At 69.9% G+C, this 19,911-nt stretch carries 17 protein-coding genes and 1 pseudogene; 12 read left to right on the top strand and 6 right to left on the bottom strand.

All coding sequences use genetic code 11. From position 1 onward, the window contains the following. The 3 genes from AAHM41_RS29710 to AAHM41_RS29700 form a co-directional block, all read left to right on the top strand. Positions 1-786, top strand: a 786-nt coding sequence (locus AAHM41_RS29710; RefSeq protein WP_342240238.1) for a substrate-binding domain-containing protein, incomplete at its 5' end; no start/stop codon positions are given. A gap of 18 nt (positions 787-804) precedes the next feature. Then, a complete protein-coding gene (locus tag AAHM41_RS29705) occupies positions 805-1,758 on the top strand; it encodes an ABC transporter permease (protein WP_342240237.1) in 954 nt (317 codons plus the stop codon). Then, positions 1,755-3,200 carry a xylulokinase gene (locus AAHM41_RS29700; protein ID WP_342240236.1) on the top strand — a complete coding sequence of 482 codons (1,446 nt, stop codon included), beginning with the start codon at positions 1,755-1,757 and terminating at the stop codon, positions 3,198-3,200. The genes AAHM41_RS29705 and AAHM41_RS29700 overlap by 4 nt, the downstream gene beginning before the upstream one ends. A gap of 47 nt (positions 3,201-3,247) precedes the next feature. On the opposite strand, the gene AAHM41_RS29695 is transcribed toward AAHM41_RS29700, so the two are convergent. The 3 genes from AAHM41_RS29695 to AAHM41_RS29685 all read right to left on the bottom strand — a co-directional run bounded on the left by AAHM41_RS29695 (position 3,248) and on the right by AAHM41_RS29685 (position 6,845). Beyond that, positions 3,248-5,278: a beta strand repeat-containing protein gene (locus AAHM41_RS29695; RefSeq protein WP_342240235.1), complete on the bottom strand. Its 2,031-nt coding sequence runs from the start codon at positions 5,276-5,278 to the stop codon at positions 3,248-3,250. A 491-nt stretch (positions 5,279-5,769) separates the two neighbouring features. Continuing rightward, positions 5,770-6,231, bottom strand: coding sequence for an OsmC family protein (locus AAHM41_RS29690; protein WP_342240234.1), 462 nt, complete (start codon positions 6,229-6,231; stop codon positions 5,770-5,772). Then, the gene (locus AAHM41_RS29685) at positions 6,228-6,845 is read right to left on the bottom strand and encodes a GntR family transcriptional regulator (RefSeq protein ID WP_342240233.1); all 618 of its coding nucleotides are present in this window, start codon (positions 6,843-6,845) and stop codon (positions 6,228-6,230) included. Before AAHM41_RS29685 ends, AAHM41_RS29690 begins: the two co-directional genes overlap by 4 nt. A gap of 133 nt (positions 6,846-6,978) precedes the next feature. On the opposite strand from AAHM41_RS29685, the gene AAHM41_RS29680 reads away from it, so the two are divergent. From AAHM41_RS29680 to AAHM41_RS29670, 3 genes are all read left to right on the top strand, one after another. Next, on the top strand, positions 6,979-8,424 hold the full coding sequence (locus AAHM41_RS29680; protein ID WP_342240232.1) for a phospholipase D-like domain-containing protein: 1,446 nt from the start codon (positions 6,979-6,981) through the stop codon (positions 8,422-8,424). An 84-nt stretch (positions 8,425-8,508) separates the two neighbouring features. Further along, positions 8,509-9,105 (top strand): DUF2585 domain-containing protein, encoded by a 597-nt coding sequence (locus AAHM41_RS29675; protein ID WP_342240231.1) that lies wholly within the window; start codon positions 8,509-8,511, stop codon positions 9,103-9,105. 14 nt (positions 9,106-9,119) lie between these two features. Continuing rightward, the gene (locus AAHM41_RS29670) at positions 9,120-10,838 is read left to right on the top strand and encodes an ABC transporter ATP-binding protein (protein ID WP_342240230.1); all 1,719 of its coding nucleotides are present in this window, start codon (positions 9,120-9,122) and stop codon (positions 10,836-10,838) included. Between the two features lie 7 nt (positions 10,839-10,845). On the opposite strand, the gene AAHM41_RS29665 is transcribed toward AAHM41_RS29670, so the two are convergent. After that, positions 10,846-11,745 carry an alpha/beta fold hydrolase gene (locus AAHM41_RS29665; protein WP_342240229.1) on the bottom strand — a complete coding sequence of 300 codons (900 nt, stop codon included), beginning with the start codon at positions 11,743-11,745 and terminating at the stop codon, positions 10,846-10,848. 177 nt (positions 11,746-11,922) lie between these two features. Here AAHM41_RS29665 and AAHM41_RS29660 point away from each other — a divergent pair, with 177 nt between their 5' ends. Next, a complete protein-coding gene (locus AAHM41_RS29660; protein WP_342240228.1) occupies positions 11,923-13,614 on the top strand; it encodes a calcium-binding protein in 1,692 nt (563 codons plus the stop codon). A 236-nt stretch (positions 13,615-13,850) separates the two neighbouring features. Here the strand turns inward: AAHM41_RS29660 and AAHM41_RS40735 are convergent. Both AAHM41_RS40735 and AAHM41_RS29655 read right to left on the bottom strand, forming a co-directional pair. Next, positions 13,851-13,997: pseudogene (locus tag AAHM41_RS40735) on the bottom strand (LysR substrate-binding domain-containing protein); the annotation flags it as partial. A 77-nt stretch (positions 13,998-14,074) separates the two neighbouring features. Beyond that, a complete protein-coding gene (locus tag AAHM41_RS29655; RefSeq protein ID WP_342240227.1) occupies positions 14,075-14,242 on the bottom strand; it encodes a YqaE/Pmp3 family membrane protein in 168 nt (55 codons plus the stop codon). 174 nt (positions 14,243-14,416) lie between these two features. On the opposite strand from AAHM41_RS29655, the gene AAHM41_RS29650 reads away from it, so the two are divergent. The 5 genes from AAHM41_RS29650 (at position 14,417) to AAHM41_RS29630 (ending at position 19,806) form a co-directional block, all read left to right on the top strand. Beyond that, on the top strand, positions 14,417-15,220 hold the full coding sequence (locus AAHM41_RS29650; protein ID WP_342240226.1) for a transporter substrate-binding domain-containing protein: 804 nt from the start codon (positions 14,417-14,419) through the stop codon (positions 15,218-15,220). 7 nt (positions 15,221-15,227) lie between these two features. Continuing rightward, positions 15,228-15,896 (top strand): amino acid ABC transporter permease, encoded by a 669-nt coding sequence (locus AAHM41_RS29645; protein ID WP_342240225.1) that lies wholly within the window; start codon positions 15,228-15,230, stop codon positions 15,894-15,896. After that, on the top strand, positions 15,893-16,546 hold the full coding sequence (locus AAHM41_RS29640) for an amino acid ABC transporter permease (protein ID WP_342240224.1): 654 nt from the start codon (positions 15,893-15,895) through the stop codon (positions 16,544-16,546). Before AAHM41_RS29645 ends, AAHM41_RS29640 begins: the two co-directional genes overlap by 4 nt. 41 nt (positions 16,547-16,587) lie before the next feature. Continuing rightward, positions 16,588-17,628, top strand: a complete 1,041-nt coding sequence (locus tag AAHM41_RS29635; RefSeq protein WP_342240223.1) for a purine-nucleoside phosphorylase — start codon at positions 16,588-16,590, stop codon at positions 17,626-17,628. A gap of 81 nt (positions 17,629-17,709) precedes the next feature. Next, positions 17,710-19,806, top strand: a complete 2,097-nt coding sequence (locus AAHM41_RS29630) for a mechanosensitive ion channel family protein (RefSeq protein WP_342240222.1) — start codon at positions 17,710-17,712, stop codon at positions 19,804-19,806. Positions 19,807-19,911 lie beyond the last annotated feature (105 nt).

The following is a 19,911-nucleotide window of genomic DNA, read 5'->3' as shown; positions in this document are numbered from 1 at the left end:
AAGGCCGATGCCGAAAAGCACGGCTGGACCGTCTCGGTGGTCGACACCGCCGGCGATTTCGGCGCCCTGGCCAGCCGGGTCGAGGATGTGGTCAACGCCCGCACCGGCGCCATCGTGCTGGTCTCGATCAACCCGGCGCAGGTCCAGGACCAGGTCGGCAAGGCCGCGGCGGCCGGCATCCCGGTCTTCGCCATCGATGGGGCGACGGCGCCGGGGGTGACGCTGAACGTGACCTCGGACAACCACGCCCTCGGCAAGACCATGACCGACCACCTGTTCGGCCGGCTGGGCGGCAAGGGCACGATCGTCCGCTTCTTCCATTCGGCCCATCCCGGCGTGCATCAGCGTGAGATCGCGCTGGACGAGGCGTTGCAGGTGGCGCCGGGCATCCGCCAGGTGGCCGACCACTACGTCCAGGTGCCGGGCCAGATCGACGACAGCCGCAATGCGATGGAGGCGATGCTGGCCGCCAACCCGGCGCCGGGCGCGATCGACGCCGTCTGGGCGGCGTGGGACGAGCCGGGCATCGGCGCCCTGCTGGCGCTGCAGGCGGCCGGGCGGACCGACATCGTCATCGCCGGCATCGACGGCAACTCCCAGGCGGTCGACCTGATCCGGCAATGCACGCCCTTCATCGCCACGGTGCGGCAGAACTTCGCCGAGATGGCGACGATCACGGCCGGGCAGATGGCCAGGGTCTTCGCCGGTGGCAAGCCGGATGCGGCCGAGCTCTACGCCCCTGGCACGCTGGTCACGCGCGAGAGCCTGGGCGTGACCTGCCCGTGAGTCTCCCAGGCAAGCATCATGGCGGCTGAGGCGGCGCCGGCGCGGCTGGTCGAGCGCTTCGGCACGCCGGTGGCGCTGGCCGCGATCGTGCTCGGCTTCGCCCTGGCGCGGCCGGACGCCTTCGCCACCGCCGCCAACCTGCTCAACGTCACCCAGCAGATGGCGATCCTGGCGATCGTCGCCACCGCCGCGACCTTCGTCATGGTGATCGGCGAATTCGACCTGTCGGTCGGCTTCGTCGCCTCGCTGGCCGGCGTGCTGGTGGTCAAGCTGCTGGCCGCCGGCATCGGACCGGGCCCGGCGATCCTGCTGACGCTGCTGGCTTGTGGCCTGGTCGGCGGGCTCAACGGTCTGGTGGTGTATGGGCTCCGGGCGCCGTCCTTCATCGCCACCCTGGCGCTCGGCACGATCGCGTCGGGCCTGGCCTACTGGCTGTCCGGCGGGGCCAGCCTGTTCCAGGGCATCCCGTCCGGATTCACCGCGCTGGCTCGAATGTTGGCCGGCCCGGTGCCGGCGCTGACGCTGTGGATGCTGGCGGTGCTGCTCGCGGCCGGCGGCACCCTGGCCCTGACCGTGTTCGGGCGGCGGCTGATCGCGATCGGCGGCAACCGCGAGGCGGCGCGCCTGTCCGGGGTGCCGATCGGCCGGCCGGTGGTCGCCGTCTTCGCGATTTCCGCCGTCCTGTCCGGCCTGGCCGGGGTGCTGCTGGCGGCGCGGCTGGGCAGCGTCCAGCACACCATGGGCGAAAGCCTGCTGCTGCCCGCCTATGCCGCCGTCTTCCTCGGCATGACGGCGTTCCGTGGCGGCCGGCCGAACGTGCCCGGCACCGCGGTCGGCGTCGCCATCATCGCGGTGCTGGCGAATGGGCTGACCATCCTCAACGTCGATCCGTTCTTCCAGAAGATGGTGACCGGCGCGATCATCATCGCCGCGGTGATGTTGCGCCGCTTCGGCATGGCGGCGGCGCGATGAGCATCCTCCTGGTCTTCGATCTCGGCACCACGGCGCTGAAGCTGGTCGCCTTCGGCGAGGATGGCCGCCCGGCCCGGCAGGTCGAGGCGCGCCACCCGACAAGGTCGACGCCCGGTGGCGGGCAGGAGCAGGATCCGGAGGACTGGTGGACCGCTGCCGTCACCGCCTGCGCCGCGCTGCCGGCGGCGATGCGCGAGTCGGTGCGGGCGATCGCGCTGGTCGGCACCATGGAGAATCTGGTGCCGCTCGACGCCGACGGGCGCCCGGTGCGGCCGGCCCTGCTGTACAGCGACGGCCGCAGCGGCGCGACGTTTCCGGCGATCCGCGACCGGCTGCTGGCGGCGGGCGCCCCGGCGGTGCTGGGCAATGCGCCCGGGCCGCTGAACACGATCGCCAAGTTCCGCTGGCTGCAGCGGGCCGAGCCGGAGGCGGCGCGGCGGGTCGCGACCATCCTGCCCGGGGCCAAGGACTATCTGGCGCTGCGGCTGACCGGCCGGATCGCCACCGACCCGGCCGCCGCCACCACGGTCGGGCTGATGGACATCACCCGGCGCGTCTGGTCGGCGCCGCTGGTCGAGGCGGTCGGCCTCGATCCCGCTTTGCTGCCGCCGATCCTGCCGGCCGATGCCGTGATCGAAGGGCTGCGGCCGGAGGCGGCGCAGGCGCTCGGCCTGCCGGCGGGCTGTCCGGTGGTGAATGGCTGCGGCGACGCCGCGGCCTCGACCTTCGGCGCGGCGGCCGACGGCCAGCTCCATGTCTATCTCGGCACCAGCGGCTGGGTGGCGCGCAGCCGGCGGCTCGACCCCGCGGCGCTGCCGCGACCTTTCACCACCCTGGCGCATCCGCGCGCCGGCTGGGCGATCGAGATCGCGCCGCTGCTGACCGCCGGCGATGCCGCCGGCTGGTTCGGCCGGGTCGCCGGTGCCGAGCTGGCGGTGCTCGATGCCGAGGCGGAGGCGGCCGATGCGGCGCCGCCGGAGACGCTGTTCCTGCCCTATCTGAAGGGCGAGCGGTCGCCCTTCGTCGACCTGGCGCTGCGTGGTGCCCTGCTCGATCTCGACATCGCCCAGGGCCGCGGCGCCCTGCATTACGCGGTGCTGGAGGGGGTGGCGCTGGCGCTGCGCAACAATCTCGATGCCATGGCGGCGCTGCCCGGGCCGATCCGGCTGACCGGCGGTGGTGGCGCCAGCCGGATCTGGCCGCAGCTGATCGCCGACGCGACCGGGCGGGTGGTGGAATGCGCCGACCTGCCGACCGCGACCACGGCGATGGGTGGCTACCGCATCGCCGCTGCGGCGCTGGGCTGGCCGACACCGCCTGACACTGTCGGCGCGATCTACGAACCGCGGCCGGAGCGGATGGTGCGGGCCGAGCGGCGCCTGGCCCGCTTCCGCCGCGCCACCGAGGAGGCGCGACGCCGGGCGGCCGAGGCGACGGCATAAAAAAGGGGCCGCCCCGAAGGGCGGCCCCGAGCTCAAACTGCGTTCGCTTACAGCACGAAGTCGCCGGCGGTCACGCTCGTGCCGTAGAGATTGATGTGGAAGTCGGAGGTGCCGTCGCCGTTCACGTCGCCGGCGATGGTGACGACGCCGGGCGCGGTGTTGGCGAAGCGGAGTTCTCCCGCGGCGCCGCTGTAGAGGGCGTTGCCGATGAAGGTGAAGGCCTGGTCGCCGGCCGCGCCGGTGTTGGCGTCGATCCCCGACAGATCGATGAGATCGCCCTGGGCATGGCTGAAGTCACGGATCACGTCACCGGCGCCGAAGGGGCTGTCGGTGGTCGCGGTGTAGACAAACTTGTCCGCCCCCGCGCCGCCGACCAGTTCGTCGCCGCCGCCACCGCCGCGCAGGGTGTCGTCGCCCAGGTCGCCGATGAGGATGTTCTTGCCGGAGGAGCCGATCAGCGTGTCGTTGAACTCCGAGCCGCCGACGTTCTCGATGTCGATCAGCAGGTCGCCCTGGGCATGGCCGCCGGAGGCAAAGCCGGTCCCCAGGTTCACGTTCACCGCGACGTTGCTCTTGGTGTAGAAGGCACCATCCGTCCCGGCGCCGCCGTTGATCGTGTCGGTACCCGCACCGCCGGTGAAGGTGTCGTCGCCATCGAGGCCGCTGAGCACGTCGTTGCCGTCGCCGCCGCGCAGGGTGTTGGCGCCGGCATCGCCGGTCAGGGTATCGGCGAAGCGCGAGCCGATCAGGTCTTCGACGCTGTTGAACGTGTCGCCCGCGGCGTCGCCGCCGATGCCGGTCCCGGTGGTCAGGCTGACGGTCACCGCGGCCGCCGAGAACTCATAGCTCGCCGCGTCGAGGCCGGTGCCGCCGTTCAGCACATCCGCCCCGGCACCGCCGAAGAGGGTGTCGTCGCCGCCGGCGCCGTTGAGGACATCGTTTCCAGCCACACCGGAGAGGGAGTTGCCGCGGAAGTCGCCGGTGAGATTGTCGGCGAAGCTCGATCCGACCACGTTCTCGACATTGAACAGCGAGTCACCCGCGGCCTCGCCGCCGGTGTTGACGTTGGTGGTCAGGTTGACCGTCACCGCCGCGGTGGAGCTCACATAGTGGATGGTGTCCGTGCCGTTGCCGGCGTCGATCAGGTCGGCCCCGGTGCCGCCGTAGAGGAAGTCGTCGCCGCCGGCGGCGAAGATGGTGTCGTTGCCCGCCCCGCCGCTCAGGACGTTGGTGCCGTCATTGCCGCTCAGCTTGTCGTTGAAGGCGCTGCCGGTCAGGCTCTCGATGTGGGTCAGGACATCGCCCTGGGCATGTCCGCCGCTGGCGGTGCCGGCGGTCAGGCTGATGGTCACGGCCGCGTTGGAGGCCGCGTAGCTGGCGCGGTCGCTGCCGGTGCCGCCGTCGATCGCGTCCTTCCCGGCGCCGCCGGTGATGACATCGTCGCCCGCGGCGCCGCTGAGCGCGTTGTCGCCGGCGTCGCCGGTCAGGGTGTCGGCGAAGCGCGAACCGGTGAGGTTCTCGATGCCGATCAGGGTGTCGTGTTCCGTGCCGGCCGGGTTGGTGCCCGTGCCCGCGGTCAGATCGGCGATGATCGCCGTGCTCGAGTCGACATAGTTCGCGGTGTCGACGCCGGTGCCGCCGTCCATCCGGTCGTTTCCGGAGCCACCGACCAGCACATCGTTCCCGGCGCCGCCATTGAGGGTGTCGTCTCCAGCCAAGCCGACCAGGGTGTTCGCGGTGTTGTCGCCGGTGAGAGTGTCGGCGAAAGCCGAGCCGATGACGTTCTCGAAGCCGATGCTGGCCAGGTCGCCGGTGGCGTCGCCGCCGCTGTTGAGGCTGATCAGCCCCAGCAGCCCCGGCGTCAGGTTGACATTCACCGCCGCGGGCGAGGTCTCGTAGCTCAGCGTGTCGATGCCGTCGCCGCCGCTGAGGACGTCAGCGCCGCCCTTGCCTTCGATCACGTCGTCGCCGTCACCGCCACTCAGCGTGTCGATGATGTTGCCGCCGACGAGCACGTCGTCGTTGGTGTCTTCGAGGTTGACGCCCAACAGCCCCAGGAGTTCCAGTGACAAAGCCATATTCATTCTCCGCTATGCGCGTTTCAGTATCGGTCCCAGCGCTGCCAGCACATGGCGCCGCTCTCGACCTAAGATCACAAAATCATCGTTTACAAACAACTTAAAGGATCATGACAAGGGAGGAGACTCCTCTTGGTATAAAAAATATCGGCAAGATTTTCCATTATGAAATTTCGAAGAGATGACATAATATTTCCCGTTGAAGAAATTTTATTATATACTCGACGGAGATGGTTTCAAGAGCATCCAAAACCGGATAAAAATTTCCGGATGTGGAGTTGTTTCATTATCGGCCGCGAATGCCGAGCCCTCCGCTGCTCTAAAGTGGTCGATATCCTGAAACAAAATTTCGAGCTCGGGATCGGGCGGTTTCTTTTGTTGATAGGCTGTGCATGGGTGCCATGCGCCGTTCGCATGAAGGTGTCGGCGGTTTGCCGGATGCCCATGCCCCGCTTTGGCATTTCCTGCCGGAGCGGAGCCGTCCGGACGCATCAGTCCAGCCGAATCTCGATCACGGTCTTGACCGAATTGGCCAGGAAGCACTGCTCGTGGGCGGCGTGATGCATCGCCTCTTCCGCGGCCCGGTCCGGCGCCGGTCCGGCATAGGTCACGCGGGGGTTCAGCACCACCCGGGTGACCGCGATCCGACCCTCGGCGTTCTTCTCCATCACCCCCTCCACCGCGTCGCTGTAGCGGTCGACGGTGAAGCGGCGCTTGGCCGCGATCGACAGGAAGGTCAGCATGTGGCAGCTCGCCAGGGCGGCGATGTAGGCCTCCTCCGGATCGACCGCCTCCGGGGCCGAGAAGGGCAGGGGCACGACATGCGGCGAGGCCGAGGCCGGCACCTCGACGCCGCCGTCGAAGCGCCAGAGATGGGCCCGGCTGTAGCGGCCGTCGGTGAAGGCGACGTTCGGCGGGCGCTGCCACAGCACCGTGGCCTGATACTGGCTCATGAGGTCTCTCCTGATTGCGGATCGGCCGCCGCCCGCAGATGGACGGCGAGGGCGGCGACGGCGGCGGCGGCGTCGCCGTCCCGGCAGGCGGCGAGAATCGCCTCGTGCTGCGCCGCCATCGCGGCGCGGAAGGCGGAGCCCGGGGGCTGCAGCGCATAGGCGCGTCGTCCTTCCCGCCGCAGCGAATCGATCAGGCGCAGCATCCGGGCATTGCCGCAGGCGCCATACAGGGCGGCGTGGAAGGCGACGTCCAGCTCCTCGATCGCCGCCGGATTCTCTTCCTCGGCCAGGTCCTCGGCCAGGCGCGTGGCCCGGCGCAGGTCGCGCGGCTCCAGCCGGGGCAGCGACAGGCGCAGGGCCTCGCCCTCGACCAGGATGCGCAGGGCAGCCAGGTGCCGGCTTTCCTCGGCCGACAGGCCGGCAACGGCCAGGCTGCGGTCGGACCGGCGGACCACCAGCCCTTCCGCCAGCAACCGGTCCAGCGCCTGCCGCACCGGCTGGCGGCTGACCCCGAACCGCTCCGCCAGGCTCTCCTGGCGCAGCGCCGTGTCCGGCGGCAGCAGCCGCGCTTCGATGTCGCGCCGCAACGCATCGGCGATCGAGTTTGGATCCATGGATCCAAACTATGAGAGACGCCGGCCGGCGTCAAGGCGCCCGGCATCTCTTTCTCCTGCAACGTCGCTGAGCCTTGCCGGCCGCCGGTGTTGCTGGCAGGGGATGGACGGCGGAACATCAACTATGGACGGCATGAACGGATTCTGGACGACGTATTGGTCCGACATCGTGCTGGCGGCCAGCCTCGTGCTCGGCATCGCCGGCGCCATCCATGCAATCATGACCAAGGACGATGTGCGCGCCGCCACCGGCTGGGTCGGCGTGATCGTGCTGAATCCGATCCTCGGCGTCCTGATCTATCTGGTGCTGGGCGTCAACCGGGTGCGCCGCGCCGCGATCGCGCGCCGGCGGCGGCAATCGGGCGCCGGCATGGACGACCAGGAGACCGGGCCGGCGGTGGATGTCGCGTCGGCGTCGGCGCCGCAATTCGCCTCGCTGCAGCGGCTCGGCGACAAGGTCTCACCCTTCCCGGTCACCCAGGACAACGACCTTCGGCTGCTGCAGGGCGGCGACGAGGCGTATCCGGCGATGCTGGAGGCGATCCGTGGCGCCCGGTCCTCGATCGCGCTGCAGAGCTACATCTTCGACAATGATGCGGTCGGGCAGGAGATCGCCGGGGCGCTGATCGAGGCCGCGCGGCGCGGCGTGGCGGTGCGGGTGCTGATCGACGCGATCGGGGCGCGCTATTCACGGCCGCAGATCGTCGGCCTGCTGCGGGAGGGCGGCGTCAGGACGGCGCGCTTCAACGGCAAGCTGATCGGCCTGAGGCTGCCCTATGCCAATCTGCGCTGCCACCGCAAGCTGCTGGTGGTTGACGGCGAGGCAGCCTTCACCGGCGGCATGAACATCCGGGCCCAGTTCTCCAGCGCCTGTGCCGACGGGCCGCCGGCCCGCGACAGCCATGCCTGGATCCGCGGACCGATGGTGCAGAGCCTGCTGGCCGCCTTCGCCCAGGACTGGCGCTTCACCACCGGCGAGCGGCTGCACGGCAAGGCCTGGCAGTCACTGCCGCAGCCGCAGCCGGCGCCGTCGGTGCTGGCCCGGGCCATCCTGTCCGGGCCGGACGTCACCCTGGGTTCGAATCACAGCCTGGTGATGGGCGCGATCGCCGTGGCGCAGCGCTCGATCCGCATCTGCTCGCCCTATTTCCTGCCCGATCTGCCGCTGACCAGCGCGCTGGCGATCGCGGCGCAGCGCGGGGTCGAGGTCGACATCGTCATCCCCAGCGTGAACAACCTGGCGCTGGTCGACGCCGCGATGACGGCGCAGCTCGACCAGGTGCTGCGGCCCGGCTGCCGGGTGTGGCGGGCGACCGGCCCGTTCGATCATTCCAAGCTGATGGCGGTGGACGGCGCCTGGGCGCTGATCGGTTCCTCCAACCTCGATTCGCGCAGCCTGCGGCTGAATTTCGAGCTGGATGTCGAGATCTACGACCGCGCCGTGGCCGGCGAGGTCGATGCCGCCATTCGGCAGCGCATGGCCTCGGCCCGGCCGGAGACGCTGGCGACGCTGCGGGCCCGGCCGTTCCTGACCAGGCTGCGCAACCGGACGGTGTGGCTGGCCTCTCCGTATCTCTGATCTGCGCCGTCATGCCGAATCCGGCGCGTCGCCCTGACGACCGCGAATGCTTCGCAGGCTTCCGGCCGTGATAGGACTGCGCCCATGGTGAACGGATCTTTCAGGGCGGCGCGGCCGGGCCGGCTGTCGCCAAGTGTATATCTCCTGCTCGGCCTCGGCCTGATCGCGGCGACGGCGGCGATCCTGCTGGCCATGGGCCGGGTGCCGATCTGCACCTGCGGCACGGTCAAGCTGTGGACCTCCGACGTGCTCAGCTCGGACAACTCGCAGCACATCGCCGACTGGTACACGCCGTCGCACATCATCCACGGCTTCCTGTTCTTCGGGCTGACCTGGCTCGTCGTCCGGCGGCTGCCGCTGGGCGCCCGGGCGCTGATCGCCATCGCCATCGAGGCCGCCTGGGAGATCGCCGAGAACAGCCCGATGATCATCGACCGCTACCGCGAGGCGACGATCGCCCTCGGCTATACCGGGGACAGCGTGATCAACTCGGTCTTCGACATCGGCTTCATGCTGGCGGGGTTCTTCTTCGCGGCGCGGGCGCCGGTCTGGCTGACGGTGGCGCTGGCGATCTTCTTCGAACTGTTCACCGGCTGGCTGATCCGCGACAACCTGACCCTGAACGTGCTGATGCTGCTTCACCCCGTCGAGTCGATCCGGGTGTGGCAGTCCGGCGGCTGACCTCGAGACGACCGATGCTGAGACGCTTCTTCGCCTATTACCGGCCGCATCGCGGGCTGTTCCTGCTCGATTTCTGCTGCGCCATCGTCTCCGGCCTGCTCGAGCTCGGCTTCCCGATCGCGGTCAAGGTCTTCGTCGACAGCCTGATGCCGAGCGGCGACTGGCCGCTGATCCTGCTGGCCGCGGCCGGCCTGCTCGTCATCTACGTGTCCAACACCGGCTTGATGGCGGTGGTGACCTATTGGGGCCACATGCTCGGCATCAACATCGAGACCGAGATGCGGCGGAAGGCCTTCGACCATCTGCAGAAGCTGTCCTTCAGCTTCTTCGACAATCAGAAGACCGGCCATCTGGTCGGCCGGCTGACCAAGGATCTGGAGGAGATCGGCGAGGTCGCGCATCACGGGCCGGAGGACCTGTTCATCGCGGTGATGACCTTCATCGGCGCCTTCGCGCTGATGCTGATGGTGCATGCCGAGCTGGCGCTGATCACCGCGGCGATCGTGCCGCTGACCGCCTGGCTGACCAGCCGCTACGGCGGCCGCATGACCCGCAACTGGCAGGCCCTGTACGGCCGGGTCGGCAACTTCAACGTGCGGATCGAGGAGAATGTCGGCGGCATCCGCGTGGTGCAGGCCTTCGCCAATGAGGAGCACGAGCGCCGGCTGTTCGCGGACGACAATCAGAACTACCGCCGCACCAAGCTCGACGCTTACCGGATCATGGCGGCCAGCACCTCGCTCAGCTACCTGAGCATGCGGCTGATCCAGATGGTGGTGATGATCGCCGGCGCCTATTTCGTGCTGACCGGCCGGCTCAGCGAGGGCGGCTTCGTCGGCTTCCTGCTGCTGGTCAACGTGTTCTTCCGCCCGATCGACAAGATCAACTCGGTGATCGAGACCTATCCCAAGGGCATCGCCGGCTTCCGCCGCTACACCGAGCTTCTGGACACCGAACCCGACATCGTCGACCGGCCGGGCGCGATCGAGGTGCCGTCGCTCAGGGGCGATATCCGCTACGAGGGGGTCAGCTTCGGCTATGGCGACGGCACGCCGGTGCTGCGCGGCATCGACCTTGCCATCCAGGCCGGCGAGACGGTGGCCTTCGTCGGCCCGTCGGGCGCCGGCAAGACCACGATCTGCTCGCTGCTGCCGCGCTTCTACGAGGTCCAGGGCGGCCGTATCACCGTGGACGGCATCGACATCCGCGACATGACCATGACCTCGCTGCGCCGGCAGATCGGCGTGGTGCAGCAGGATGTGTTCCTGTTCGCCGGCTCGATCCGCGAGAACATCGCCTATGGCAGGCTGGGCGCGACCGAGGCCGAGATCATGGAGGCGGCGCGGCGGGCCCGGCTCGACGGCGTCGTCGCCGGCCTGCCGGACGGGCTGGACACGGTGATCGGCGAGCGCGGGGTGAAGCTGTCGGGCGGACAGAAGCAGCGCCTGGCGATCGCCCGCATGTTCCTGAAGAACCCGCCGATCCTGATCCTGGACGAGGCCACCTCGGCGCTGGACACGGAGACCGAGCAGGCGATCCAGCAGTCGCTGGCCGAGCTGTCGCAGGGCCGCACCACTTTGGTGATCGCCCATCGCTTGGCCACCATCCAGCATGCCGACCGGATCGTGGTGGTCGACGCCAACGGCATCGCCGAGCAGGGAAGGCACCGCGACCTGGTCGCCGCCGGCGGCCTCTACCGCCGGCTGCACGACGCGCAGTACGGGATGCGCTGAGCGGCCGTCAGCCGCCGGCCCAGCTCCTGACGGTCAGCATCGCCTCGGCGAAGGCTTCGGGGGCCTCCTGCGGCAGGTTGTGGCCGATCCCCGGCGTCACCACCCGGTGCTCGTGCCGGCCGGTGAAGCGGCTGGCGTGATGGGCGGTGCCGCCGGGCGGCATCACCCCATCGGCGTCGCCGTCCAGCGTGATCGCCGGCACCGCGATCGGCGGCTGCGCCGCCAGCCGGCGCTCCACCTCCGCCACCGCCGGATCGCCCTCGACCAGGGCGAAGCGGTGGCGGTAGGAGTGGATCACCACCGCAACGAAATCGGGATTGTCGAAGGATGCCGCGCTGCGCTCATAGGTGGCGTCGTCGAAGCGCCACTCCGGCGACCACAGCCGCCACAGCAGGCGGCACAGCTCGCGCCGGTTGCGCTCCAACCCGAGCCAGCCGCGCTCGCCATGGAAATAGTACTGGTACCAGTAGCGGAACTCGGCCTCGGGTGAGGCCGGCTCGCCCGATCTGGCGATGTCCTGGATGTTGTAGCCGTTGACCGAGACCAGCCCGCGCGCCCGCTCCGGCCACAGCGCCGCGACGATGCAGGCGGCCCGCCCGCCCCAGTCATAGCCGCCCAGCACTGCCGATTTGATCTTCAGCGCGTCGAGCAGCGCCAGCAGGTCGTGCCCCAGCGCCGCCTGCTCGCCCGACCGCGGCGTTTCCGCCGACAGGAACCGGGTCGGGCCGTAGCCGCGCAGATAGGGCACGATCACCCGGGCGCCCTGCGCGGCGAGGCGCGGCGCGACCTCGTCATAGCTGTGGATGTCATAGGGGAAGCCGTGCAGCAGCACTGCCGGCCAGCCCGACGGATCGCCGGCCTCCTCATAGGCGACGCTCAGCACCCCGGCATCGATCCGCTTCGGCATGGTGGCGACTCCTGCGCTCGGATCCGGCCATTGGAGCACATCCGGCGGCGCGACTCATGCGGATCCCACGTCGGGTGACCTCGGTAACACCTGACTCCCCTGAGCATCCGGCATGTTGGCCGGGCGAGACAACCGAGCGGCGGCCGCCGGCCGCCCCGCAGAGAAGGGGAACGATCCATGGCCATCATCAACGGCAGCGACCTGGGCGAAACACTGTTCGGCACGGACAATGCCGACACCATCAACGCCAAGGGCGGCAACGACATCGTCATCGGCAAGAAGGGCGACGACATCGCCTTCCTGGGCACCGGCAACGACCTGTTCGGCTGGGCCCCGGGCGACGGCAGCGACACGATCGACGGCGAGGCGGGCACCGACACCCTCGGCTTCCTGGGCGCGAATGTCGATGAGAACATCCAGATCTTCGCCAATGCCGGGAAGGCGATCTTCTTCCGCGACATCGCCGCGGTCACCATGACCCTGGACAATGTCGAACGCATCGAATTCGACGCGCTCGGCGGGTCCGACCTGATGACCCTCAACAACCTGGCCGGCACCGACGTCAAGCAGGTGGCGATCGACCTGGCCGGCGTGCTGGGCGGCACCGCAGGCGACGGCGTGACAGATACGGTGATCGTCAACGGCGCCGCCGCCGGCGCGGCCGACGTGATCACGCTGTCGCAGACCGGCACCGGCGCCGCCGCGGCTGTGGTGGTGAACGGCTTGGCGGCGCAGACGACGATCGAGCATTTCGACGCTGGCGACCATCTGATCATCGACGGGCTCGGCGGCAATGACCGGCTCGACGCGCGGGCGCTGCCCCAGTCGATGGTCCTGGTGCTCGACGGCGGCGAGGGCAATGACACGCTGATCGGGAGCGCCGGGGCGGACCTGCTGCTCGGCGGCGCCGGCAACGATATCGTGATCGGCGCCCGGGGCGACGACACCGCCTTCCTGGGCAGCGGCGACGACGTTTTCTTCTGGGCGCCGGGTGAGGGCAGCGACACGGTCGAGGGCGGGTTCGGCACCGACACCATGAGCTTCCTCGGGGCGGGGGCCGCCGAGACGGTCGACATCCTGGCCAATTTCGGGCGAGCGACCTTCTTCCGCGACATCGCCTCGATCAACATGGATCTGAACGATGTCGAGCGCATCGAGTTCGATGCGCTCGGCGGCGCCGACAAGGTCAGGATCCACGACCTGACCGGGACCGAAGTCAACCGGGTCGACATCGACTTGGCCGGGACCGTGGGTGGAACCACCGGCGACGGGGCCATCGATGCGGTGACGGTGGAGGGTACTGCCGGCGCCAACGGCATCACGCTCTGGAACTCCGGGTCCACGGTCGGCGTCGACGGGCTTCAGGAGAGAGTCTCGATCCAGCACCTGGAAGCGGCCGACCAGCTGACGGTCGACGGCGGCGCCGGCAACGACGTGATCAACGCCCTTGCGGTCGGGGCCGGCCGGGTCGGCCTGACGCTGTCCGGCGGAGCGGGCGATGACACACTGGTCGGCAGCGCCGGTTCGGATGTCCTCATCGGCGGCGCCGGGGCCGATCGCTTCGTCTTCTCCTCCCTCTCGTACAGCGCGGTCGGGCCCAAGGCTGACAAGATCGCCGATTTCAGCCATGCCCAGGGCGACAAGATCGACGTGTCGCCGATCGACGCCAACGTCTGGGCGGCCGGCAACCAGGCGTTCCACTTCATCGGCACCGGGCTGTTCACCCATACCGCGGGTGAGCTGCGCTACGCCTACACCTCGCCCACGACCACCACGGTCGCCGGCGATGTCAACGGCGACGGCACTTCCGACTTCCATATCGTGCTGGCCGGCAATGTCGCGCTGACGGCGGCGGACTTCGTGCTGTAACCCGGAAGGCCGGGCGCCTGGGCCTCGGGTTCAGGCGCCCGGTGCCGGGATCAGCCGCGTGCACAGGAAGTCGACGAACACCCGTACCTTCGGCGACAACTGCCGGCTGGACGGCCACAGCACCCAGAACCGGCGGGGCCTGGTAGGCATCGAGCACGGTCTGCAGGCTGCCGTCCTCCAGAGCCTCCCTGACGATGAAGTCGGCCGTGTACAGCAGGCCAAGCCCGCCCGACGCGCCGCGACATCAGGCGCGAATCCGCCAGCGCACCGCTGCGCATCACCACGTCCAGCCCGGCATCGATCACGTCGACGATGCGGTCGTTGAAGTCGAGATCCAGCTCGATCTCGGGATAGGCCAGCAGGAATTCCGGCAGCAGCGGCACCGCCGTGGTGTTCGGCTTCCTGTCGCGCCCGGCCCGGACGGAGCCGGAGCTGCAGCCGGCGGAGTGACGCGGCGCCGTCAGTGCGGCGGGTGGATCGACAGGATGTAGAGGGCGTGGAGGATGCCGGGGATCCAGCCCAGGATCGTCAGGATGATGTTCAGCCGGAGCTCGTCCCCCGCCCCGATGTCGAGATAGACGGCGAGCGGCGGGCAGAGGAAGGCGAGGATGTACAACAGCGTGGGCAATGGCCTGTCCTGGTGGTGGGTCCCGCCCTTCCCTAACCCCCCGGGTCGGCCGGGACAATGCCGGGTGCGTAACGATTTGTTGCCGTCTGTTTCGCCGGCCCGTCCTGGCACGCCGCTTGCTGACCCCCGGGGCCGGATGGCGCGGCGGTCGCGCCGGTTTGGACGGGGCGCAGGATGTCGTTGCGGAACTGGGGGAAGGGGCTGCTCTGCGGCCTGGTGGTGGCGATGGGGCTGGCCGGGGCGGCGCAGCCGGCCGCGGCCGAGGCGCTGGACGACGTGCTGGCCGCCAAGGTCATCCGCATCGCCGTGCCGCAGGACTTCCCGCCCTTCGGCTCGGCCGGGCCCGACCTGCAGCCGCAGGGCTACGACATCGACATGGCCACCCTGATTGCCCAGGATTTGGGCGTGGCGGTCGAGCTGGTGCCCGTCACCAGTGCAAACCGGCTGCCCTATCTGCAGACCCACAAGGTCGACCTGATCATCTCCAGCCTCGGCAAGAACGCGGAGCGGGAGAAGGTGATCGACTTCACCAGCGCCTATGCGCCGTTCTTCTCCGGCGTGTTCGGCCCGGCCGATTCCACGGTGGCGAAGGCCGAGGACCTGGCGGGCAAGACCGTCGGCGTCACCCGCGGCGCGCTGGAGGACCTGGCGATCTCCAAGATCGCCCCGGCCGACGCGGACATCGAGCGGTTCGAGGACAACAACACGACGATCGCCGCCTTCCTGTCGGGCCAGACCGAACTGATCGCCACCGGCAACGTCGTCGCCGCCGCGATCCTGGCGCGCGACCCGGCGGTGCGGCCGGAGCCGAAATTCATCCTCAGCCAGTCGCCCTGCTTCATCGGCCTGAACAAGGGCGAGCCGAAGCTGCTGGCCAGGGTCAACGCCATTATCGCCGCGGCCCGGCAGGACGGGCGGCTGGACGCGATCAGCCAGAAGTGGCTCGGCGCCGGCCTGCCGGGCGACCTGCCGGTCTGAGCCGAGCTTGACCTTCCACTTCGCCGACCTGTTCGGCTATGGCGGCCTGGTCCTGCAGGGGATCGGGCTGACCATCCTCCTGACTCTCGCCGCTATCGCCGGCGGGCTGGCGCTGGGCGTGCTCGGCGCGCTCGGCCGACGCTCGCGCCGCGCCCCGGTCCGCATCCTGGTCGGCGCCTATGTCGAGCTGATCCGCAACACGCCCTTCATCGTCCAGCTGTTCTTCGTCTTCTTCGGCCTGCCGCGGCTGGGGCTGCGGCTCGGCAGCGTCGAGGCGGCGCTGCTGGCGATGATCGTGAACCTCGGCGGCTATGCGACCGAGATCGTGCGCGCCGGTCTCGACGGGGTCGGCCGCGGGTTGTGGGAGGCCGGGGCCAGCCTCGGCCTGTCGCGCTGGCGCACCTTCCGGCTGGTGATCCTGATCCCGGCGCTGGAGAAGGTGTATCCCTCCCTGACCGGCCAGTTCGTCATCATCATGCTCGGCTCCTCGGTGGTGTCGCAGATCGCGGTGCGCGAGCTGACCTTCGCCGGCAGCTTCATCCAGTCCCGCACCTTCCTCAGCTTCGAGACCTATCTGCTGGTCGGCGCGATCTACCTGGTCCTCGCCATCGCCCTGCGCCGGCTGTCGGACCGGGTCGGCCGGCGCCTGTTCCGCCACCGGCAGGCCGCGGCATGACCGGCTTCACCACCTGGGACATACTGCGCAACCTGCTGCTGGCGGCGCGCTGGACCGTGGCCTTGAGCCTGATCGCCTTCCTCGGCGGCTTCCTGCTCGGCGCCGGCCTCCTGCTGCTGCGCCTGTCCGGGCGGCGCTGGGCGTTGCGCGCGACCGGGCTCTACGTCCAGCTGTTCCAGGGCACGCCGCTCTTGATCCAGCTGTTCCTGTGCTTCTTCGGCCTGGCGCTGGTCGGCCTCGACCTGCCACCGCTGGCCGCCGCCGCGGTGGCGCTGACGCTCTACGCCGCCGCCTTCCTGTCGGAGATCTGGCGCGGCGCGGTCGACAGCGTGCCGCGCGGCCAATGGGAGGCGGCGCGGGCCCTGGCCCTGTCCTGGCCGCAGCAGCTCCGGCTGGTGATCCTGCCGCAAGCGCTGCGCGTCGCCATCGCGCCGACCGTCGGCTTCCTGGTCCAGGTGGTGAAGGGCACGGCGCTGGCCTCGGTGATCGGCTTCGTCGAGCTGACCAAGGCCGGCACCATCATCGTCAACGCCACCTTCGATTCCGCCCGCACCTACGGTTTCGTCGCGCTGTTCTACTTCGCCCTGTGCTACCCGATCGCCCTGGCGGCGACGGCGCTGGAGCGGCGGCTGGCGCGGGGGGCGCGCTAGGGTAGGCTCGAGATCCTTTTCCTGATGCGATGGAGCGACCCTTGCCCCTTCCCGATCTGAAGCGCGCCGTCGCCGCGGCGGCCCTGGCGGCGTTCGCCGCCGCCCCCGCCATGGCGCAGACGCCGCCGGTGCCGCGACCGGTCAAGGTGCTGATCATCTCGATGTTCGGGCCGGAGGCGAAGCCCTGGATCGAGCAGCTTCGCCTGGATCGGGAGATCGCGGTGCCGGGCCTCTCGCCCGACTATCCCGCCGTGCACTGCAACGCCGACGGCGTGTGCCAGTTGACGACCGGCATGGGCCATGCCAACGCCGCGGCCTCGACCATGGCGCTGCTGTGGAGCCGGCAATTCGACCTGACCAAGGCCTATGTGCTGATCGCCGGCATCGCCGGGATCGATCCGGCGCAGGGGACGCTCGGCACCGCCGCCTGGGCCCGCTACCTGGTCGATTTCGGCATCCAGCACGAGATCGATGCCCGCGAGACGCCGCAGGGCTGGAGCACGGGCTATCTCGGCATTGGGGCGAAGGATCCGGCCGGGAAGCCGCCGCTCAACTACCGCACCGAGGTGTTCCAGCTGAACGAGGACCTGCTCCAGGCCGTTCTGGCCCTGACCAAGGATGCGAAGCTGGTCGACGGCGAGGCCGCGGCGGCCTATCGGGCCCGTTATCCGGACGCCCCGGCCAACCAGCCGCCGAAGGTCGTGCAATGCGACACGCTGGCGGGCGACACCTACTGGCACGGCGCGCTGATCGGCGAGCGGGCGAAAGACTGGGTGGCGCTCCTGACCGACGGCAAGGGCAGCTATTGCACGACGCAGCAGGAGGACAACGCCACCTTCGAGGCGCTGCGGCGCGGCGAGGAGGCCGGCCTCGTGGACACCAGGCGGGTCGCGGTGCTGCGCACAGCGTCCAATTTCGACCGGCCCCATCCCGGCCAGACGGCGGTGGAATCCCTGCAGGCCAAGTCCGGCGGCTTCCCGATCGCGATCGCCAACCTGTATGCGGCGGGCGCCCCCTTCGTCCAGGCCGTGGTCCGGGACTGGGAGACGTGGCAGGCCGGGGTGCGCGTCGCCGCCCAGTGATCCTTGCATCCCCCCCGCGAGGACCGTTGCCACCGGCCGCGCGGCGCGACAGCATGCGCGGCTGGGGACGGGGAGGGGCGGATGCGTTGGTTTCGGGGCCTGCTGATCGCGGTGCTGGTTCTGGCCGGGGGGACGGCCTGGGCGCAGCAGGCGCCCGCGCCGGCGGTGGAGCAGCCTCCTCCGGCCTCCGTCCAGCAGTTGCTGGACCTGCTGCGCAACCCCGAGGTGCAGGGCTGGCTGGCGCAGAAGCAGGCCGCGCAGCCGACACCGGCCGCCGCGGCATCGGCCTCGTCCAAGATGGACGAGATCGACATGATGCGGATGCAGACCCGCAGCAAGCTGCAATGGTACGTCGCGACCATGCACGACCTGCCCGGCATCCTGGCCGCGGTCGGCACCCGGATCGGCGACGCGCTGGCCGAGCTCGGCCTGATCGGCCTGGTCCTGGCGGTCGGCGGCTTCGTCGGCATCGGCATCCTGGTCGAGTGGCTGTTCCGGCGCCTGACCGCCTCGATCCGTCACCGGCTGATCCACGCGCCCGGCGCCGGGATCGGCGAGCATCTCGCCGTCTTCGGCGCCCGCCTGGTCTTCGCCGTCGGCGCCGTGATCGCCTTCGCTGTCGGCAGTCTCGGCGTCTTCCTGATCTTCACCTGGCCGCACGGCTTCCAGCATCTGGTCATCGCCCTCCTGGCCATCGTGCTGGTCGGCCGCCTGGCGCGGGCGGTGCTGCGGCTCGGCCTCGCCCCCGGCCGGCCGGACCTGCGCCTGGTGGTGGTGGAGGAGAGCGTCATCCCGGTGGTCATGCGCTGGCTGATCGCGATCCCGACGGTGATGATCGGCGGCGTGTTCCTGGCCCGGCTGATGAGCCGGCTGGACGCGCCGGAGGATGCGGCGCTGCTGATCCGCGAGCTGACCTCCTTCCTGGTGCTCGCCCTGGTCGTCGCCTTCACCTGGCGGCGCCGGGCCTGGACCAACGAGCCGGGCATCAAGGACGACCTCGCGCGCTGGGTGGTCACGGTGGCGATGGCGGCGGCGGCGGTGCTGATCGCCCTCGGCGCCGCCCGCGCCGCGATCACCGTCTTCGTGCTGGCGCTGCTGCCCTGGGGCCTGCGCCAGATCCGCGAGGCGGCGCGGTCGGTGGCGTCGCCGGGTTCGGTCGAGGGCAAGGACAAGCCGCTGGCGATGCTGGTCGAGCGGACGGCCCAGGCGCTGGTCATCCTCGGCGCCCTGGCCTTCCTGGCGCAGCGCTGGGGCGTCGATTCGATGCATGCGATGATGGCGGCGGAGGAGCCGGGGGCGATGGCGCTGCGCGCCGCCCTGCGGATCGTGCTGACGCTGATCGCGGTCGACCTGCTGTGGCATCTCGGCCGCGGCCTGATCGACCACCATCTCAGCCGGTCGACCACGTCGATGTCGGCGACCGACGTCACCCGGCAGGCCCGGATGCGCACGCTGCTGCCGCTGTTCCGCAACGCCTATTTCGTCACGCTGGCCACGGTCGCGGTGCTGGTGGTGCTGTCCGCGCTCGGCATCGACATCGGACCGCTGCTGGCCGGTGCCGGCGTCATCGGCCTGGCCATCGGCTTCGGCGCCCAGACCCTGGTGAAGGACATCGTCTCCGGCGTCTTCTTCCTGCTCGAGGACGCGTTCCGGATCGGCGAATATGTCGAGATCGGCAATCTGAAGGGCACGGTCGAGGCGATCTCGATCCGCTCGCTCAAGCTGCGCCACCAGCGCGGCGCGCTGCAGACGGTGCCGTTCGGCGAGGCCCGGGCGATGACCAATCTCAGCCGCGACTGGGTGGTGGTGAAGATGGAGTTCCGGGTGCCGTTCGACACCGATGTCGACCAGGTGAAGAAGATCGTGAAGAAGATCGGCGCCGAGATCGCCGCCGACCCGACGCTAGGCCCGCATCTGCTCGACGCGCCGAAATCCCAGGGCGTGCGCCAGATCGAGGAGTTCAACATGGTGGTCGGGATCAAGTTCATGGCCCGGCCGGGCGAGCAGTTCATGATCCGCCGGATGCTGTATCAGCGCATCCTCGAGGAGTTCGACGCCGCCGGCATCCACCTGGCACGGCGCGACGTGGTGGTGCGCAGCCATGACGGCGGCCCGGTCGACCCGGCCGTCGCCGCCGCCGCGATCGCCGCCACCGGCGGCGGCCCGGCGCCGGGCTGAAGGCCGGAGCCGCCCCCTCACCCTGAGGCGCCGCGACATTCACATTCGAGTCCCCCTCCCCTCGCGGGAGGGGGACTCATTTATCTTCGGTCTGGCCTCACCGAT

The organism is Inquilinus sp. OTU3971, from assembly GCF_038440215.1.
This window is presented reverse-complemented; position numbering and strand designations above follow the sequence as displayed.

Excerpts from the sequence above, each read along its gene's own strand:
- AAHM41_RS29705 (WP_342240237.1), top strand. The coding sequence starts at position 805 with ATGGCGGCTGAGGCGGCGCCGGCGCGGCTGGTCGAGCGCTTCGGCACG.
- AAHM41_RS29700 (WP_342240236.1), top strand. The coding sequence starts at position 1,755 with ATGAGCATCCTCCTGGTCTTCGATCTCGGCACCACGGCGCTGAAGCTG.
- AAHM41_RS29695 (WP_342240235.1), bottom strand. The coding sequence starts at position 5,278 with ATGGCTTTGTCACTGGAACTCCTGGGGCTGTTGGGCGTCAACCTCGAA.
- AAHM41_RS29690 (WP_342240234.1), bottom strand. The coding sequence starts at position 6,231 with ATGAGCCAGTATCAGGCCACGGTGCTGTGGCAGCGCCCGCCGAACGTC.
- AAHM41_RS29685 (WP_342240233.1), bottom strand. The coding sequence starts at position 6,845 with ATGGATCCAAACTCGATCGCCGATGCGTTGCGGCGCGACATCGAAGCG.
- AAHM41_RS29680 (WP_342240232.1), top strand. The coding sequence starts at position 6,979 with ATGAACGGATTCTGGACGACGTATTGGTCCGACATCGTGCTGGCGGCC.
- AAHM41_RS29675 (WP_342240231.1), top strand. The coding sequence starts at position 8,509 with ATGGTGAACGGATCTTTCAGGGCGGCGCGGCCGGGCCGGCTGTCGCCA.
- AAHM41_RS29670 (WP_342240230.1), top strand. The coding sequence starts at position 9,120 with ATGCTGAGACGCTTCTTCGCCTATTACCGGCCGCATCGCGGGCTGTTC.
- AAHM41_RS29665 (WP_342240229.1), bottom strand. The coding sequence starts at position 11,745 with ATGCCGAAGCGGATCGATGCCGGGGTGCTGAGCGTCGCCTATGAGGAG.
- AAHM41_RS29660 (WP_342240228.1), top strand. The coding sequence starts at position 11,923 with ATGGCCATCATCAACGGCAGCGACCTGGGCGAAACACTGTTCGGCACG.
- AAHM41_RS29650 (WP_342240226.1), top strand. The coding sequence starts at position 14,417 with ATGTCGTTGCGGAACTGGGGGAAGGGGCTGCTCTGCGGCCTGGTGGTG.
- AAHM41_RS29640 (WP_342240224.1), top strand. The coding sequence starts at position 15,893 with ATGACCGGCTTCACCACCTGGGACATACTGCGCAACCTGCTGCTGGCG.
- AAHM41_RS29630 (WP_342240222.1), top strand. The coding sequence starts at position 17,710 with ATGCGTTGGTTTCGGGGCCTGCTGATCGCGGTGCTGGTTCTGGCCGGG.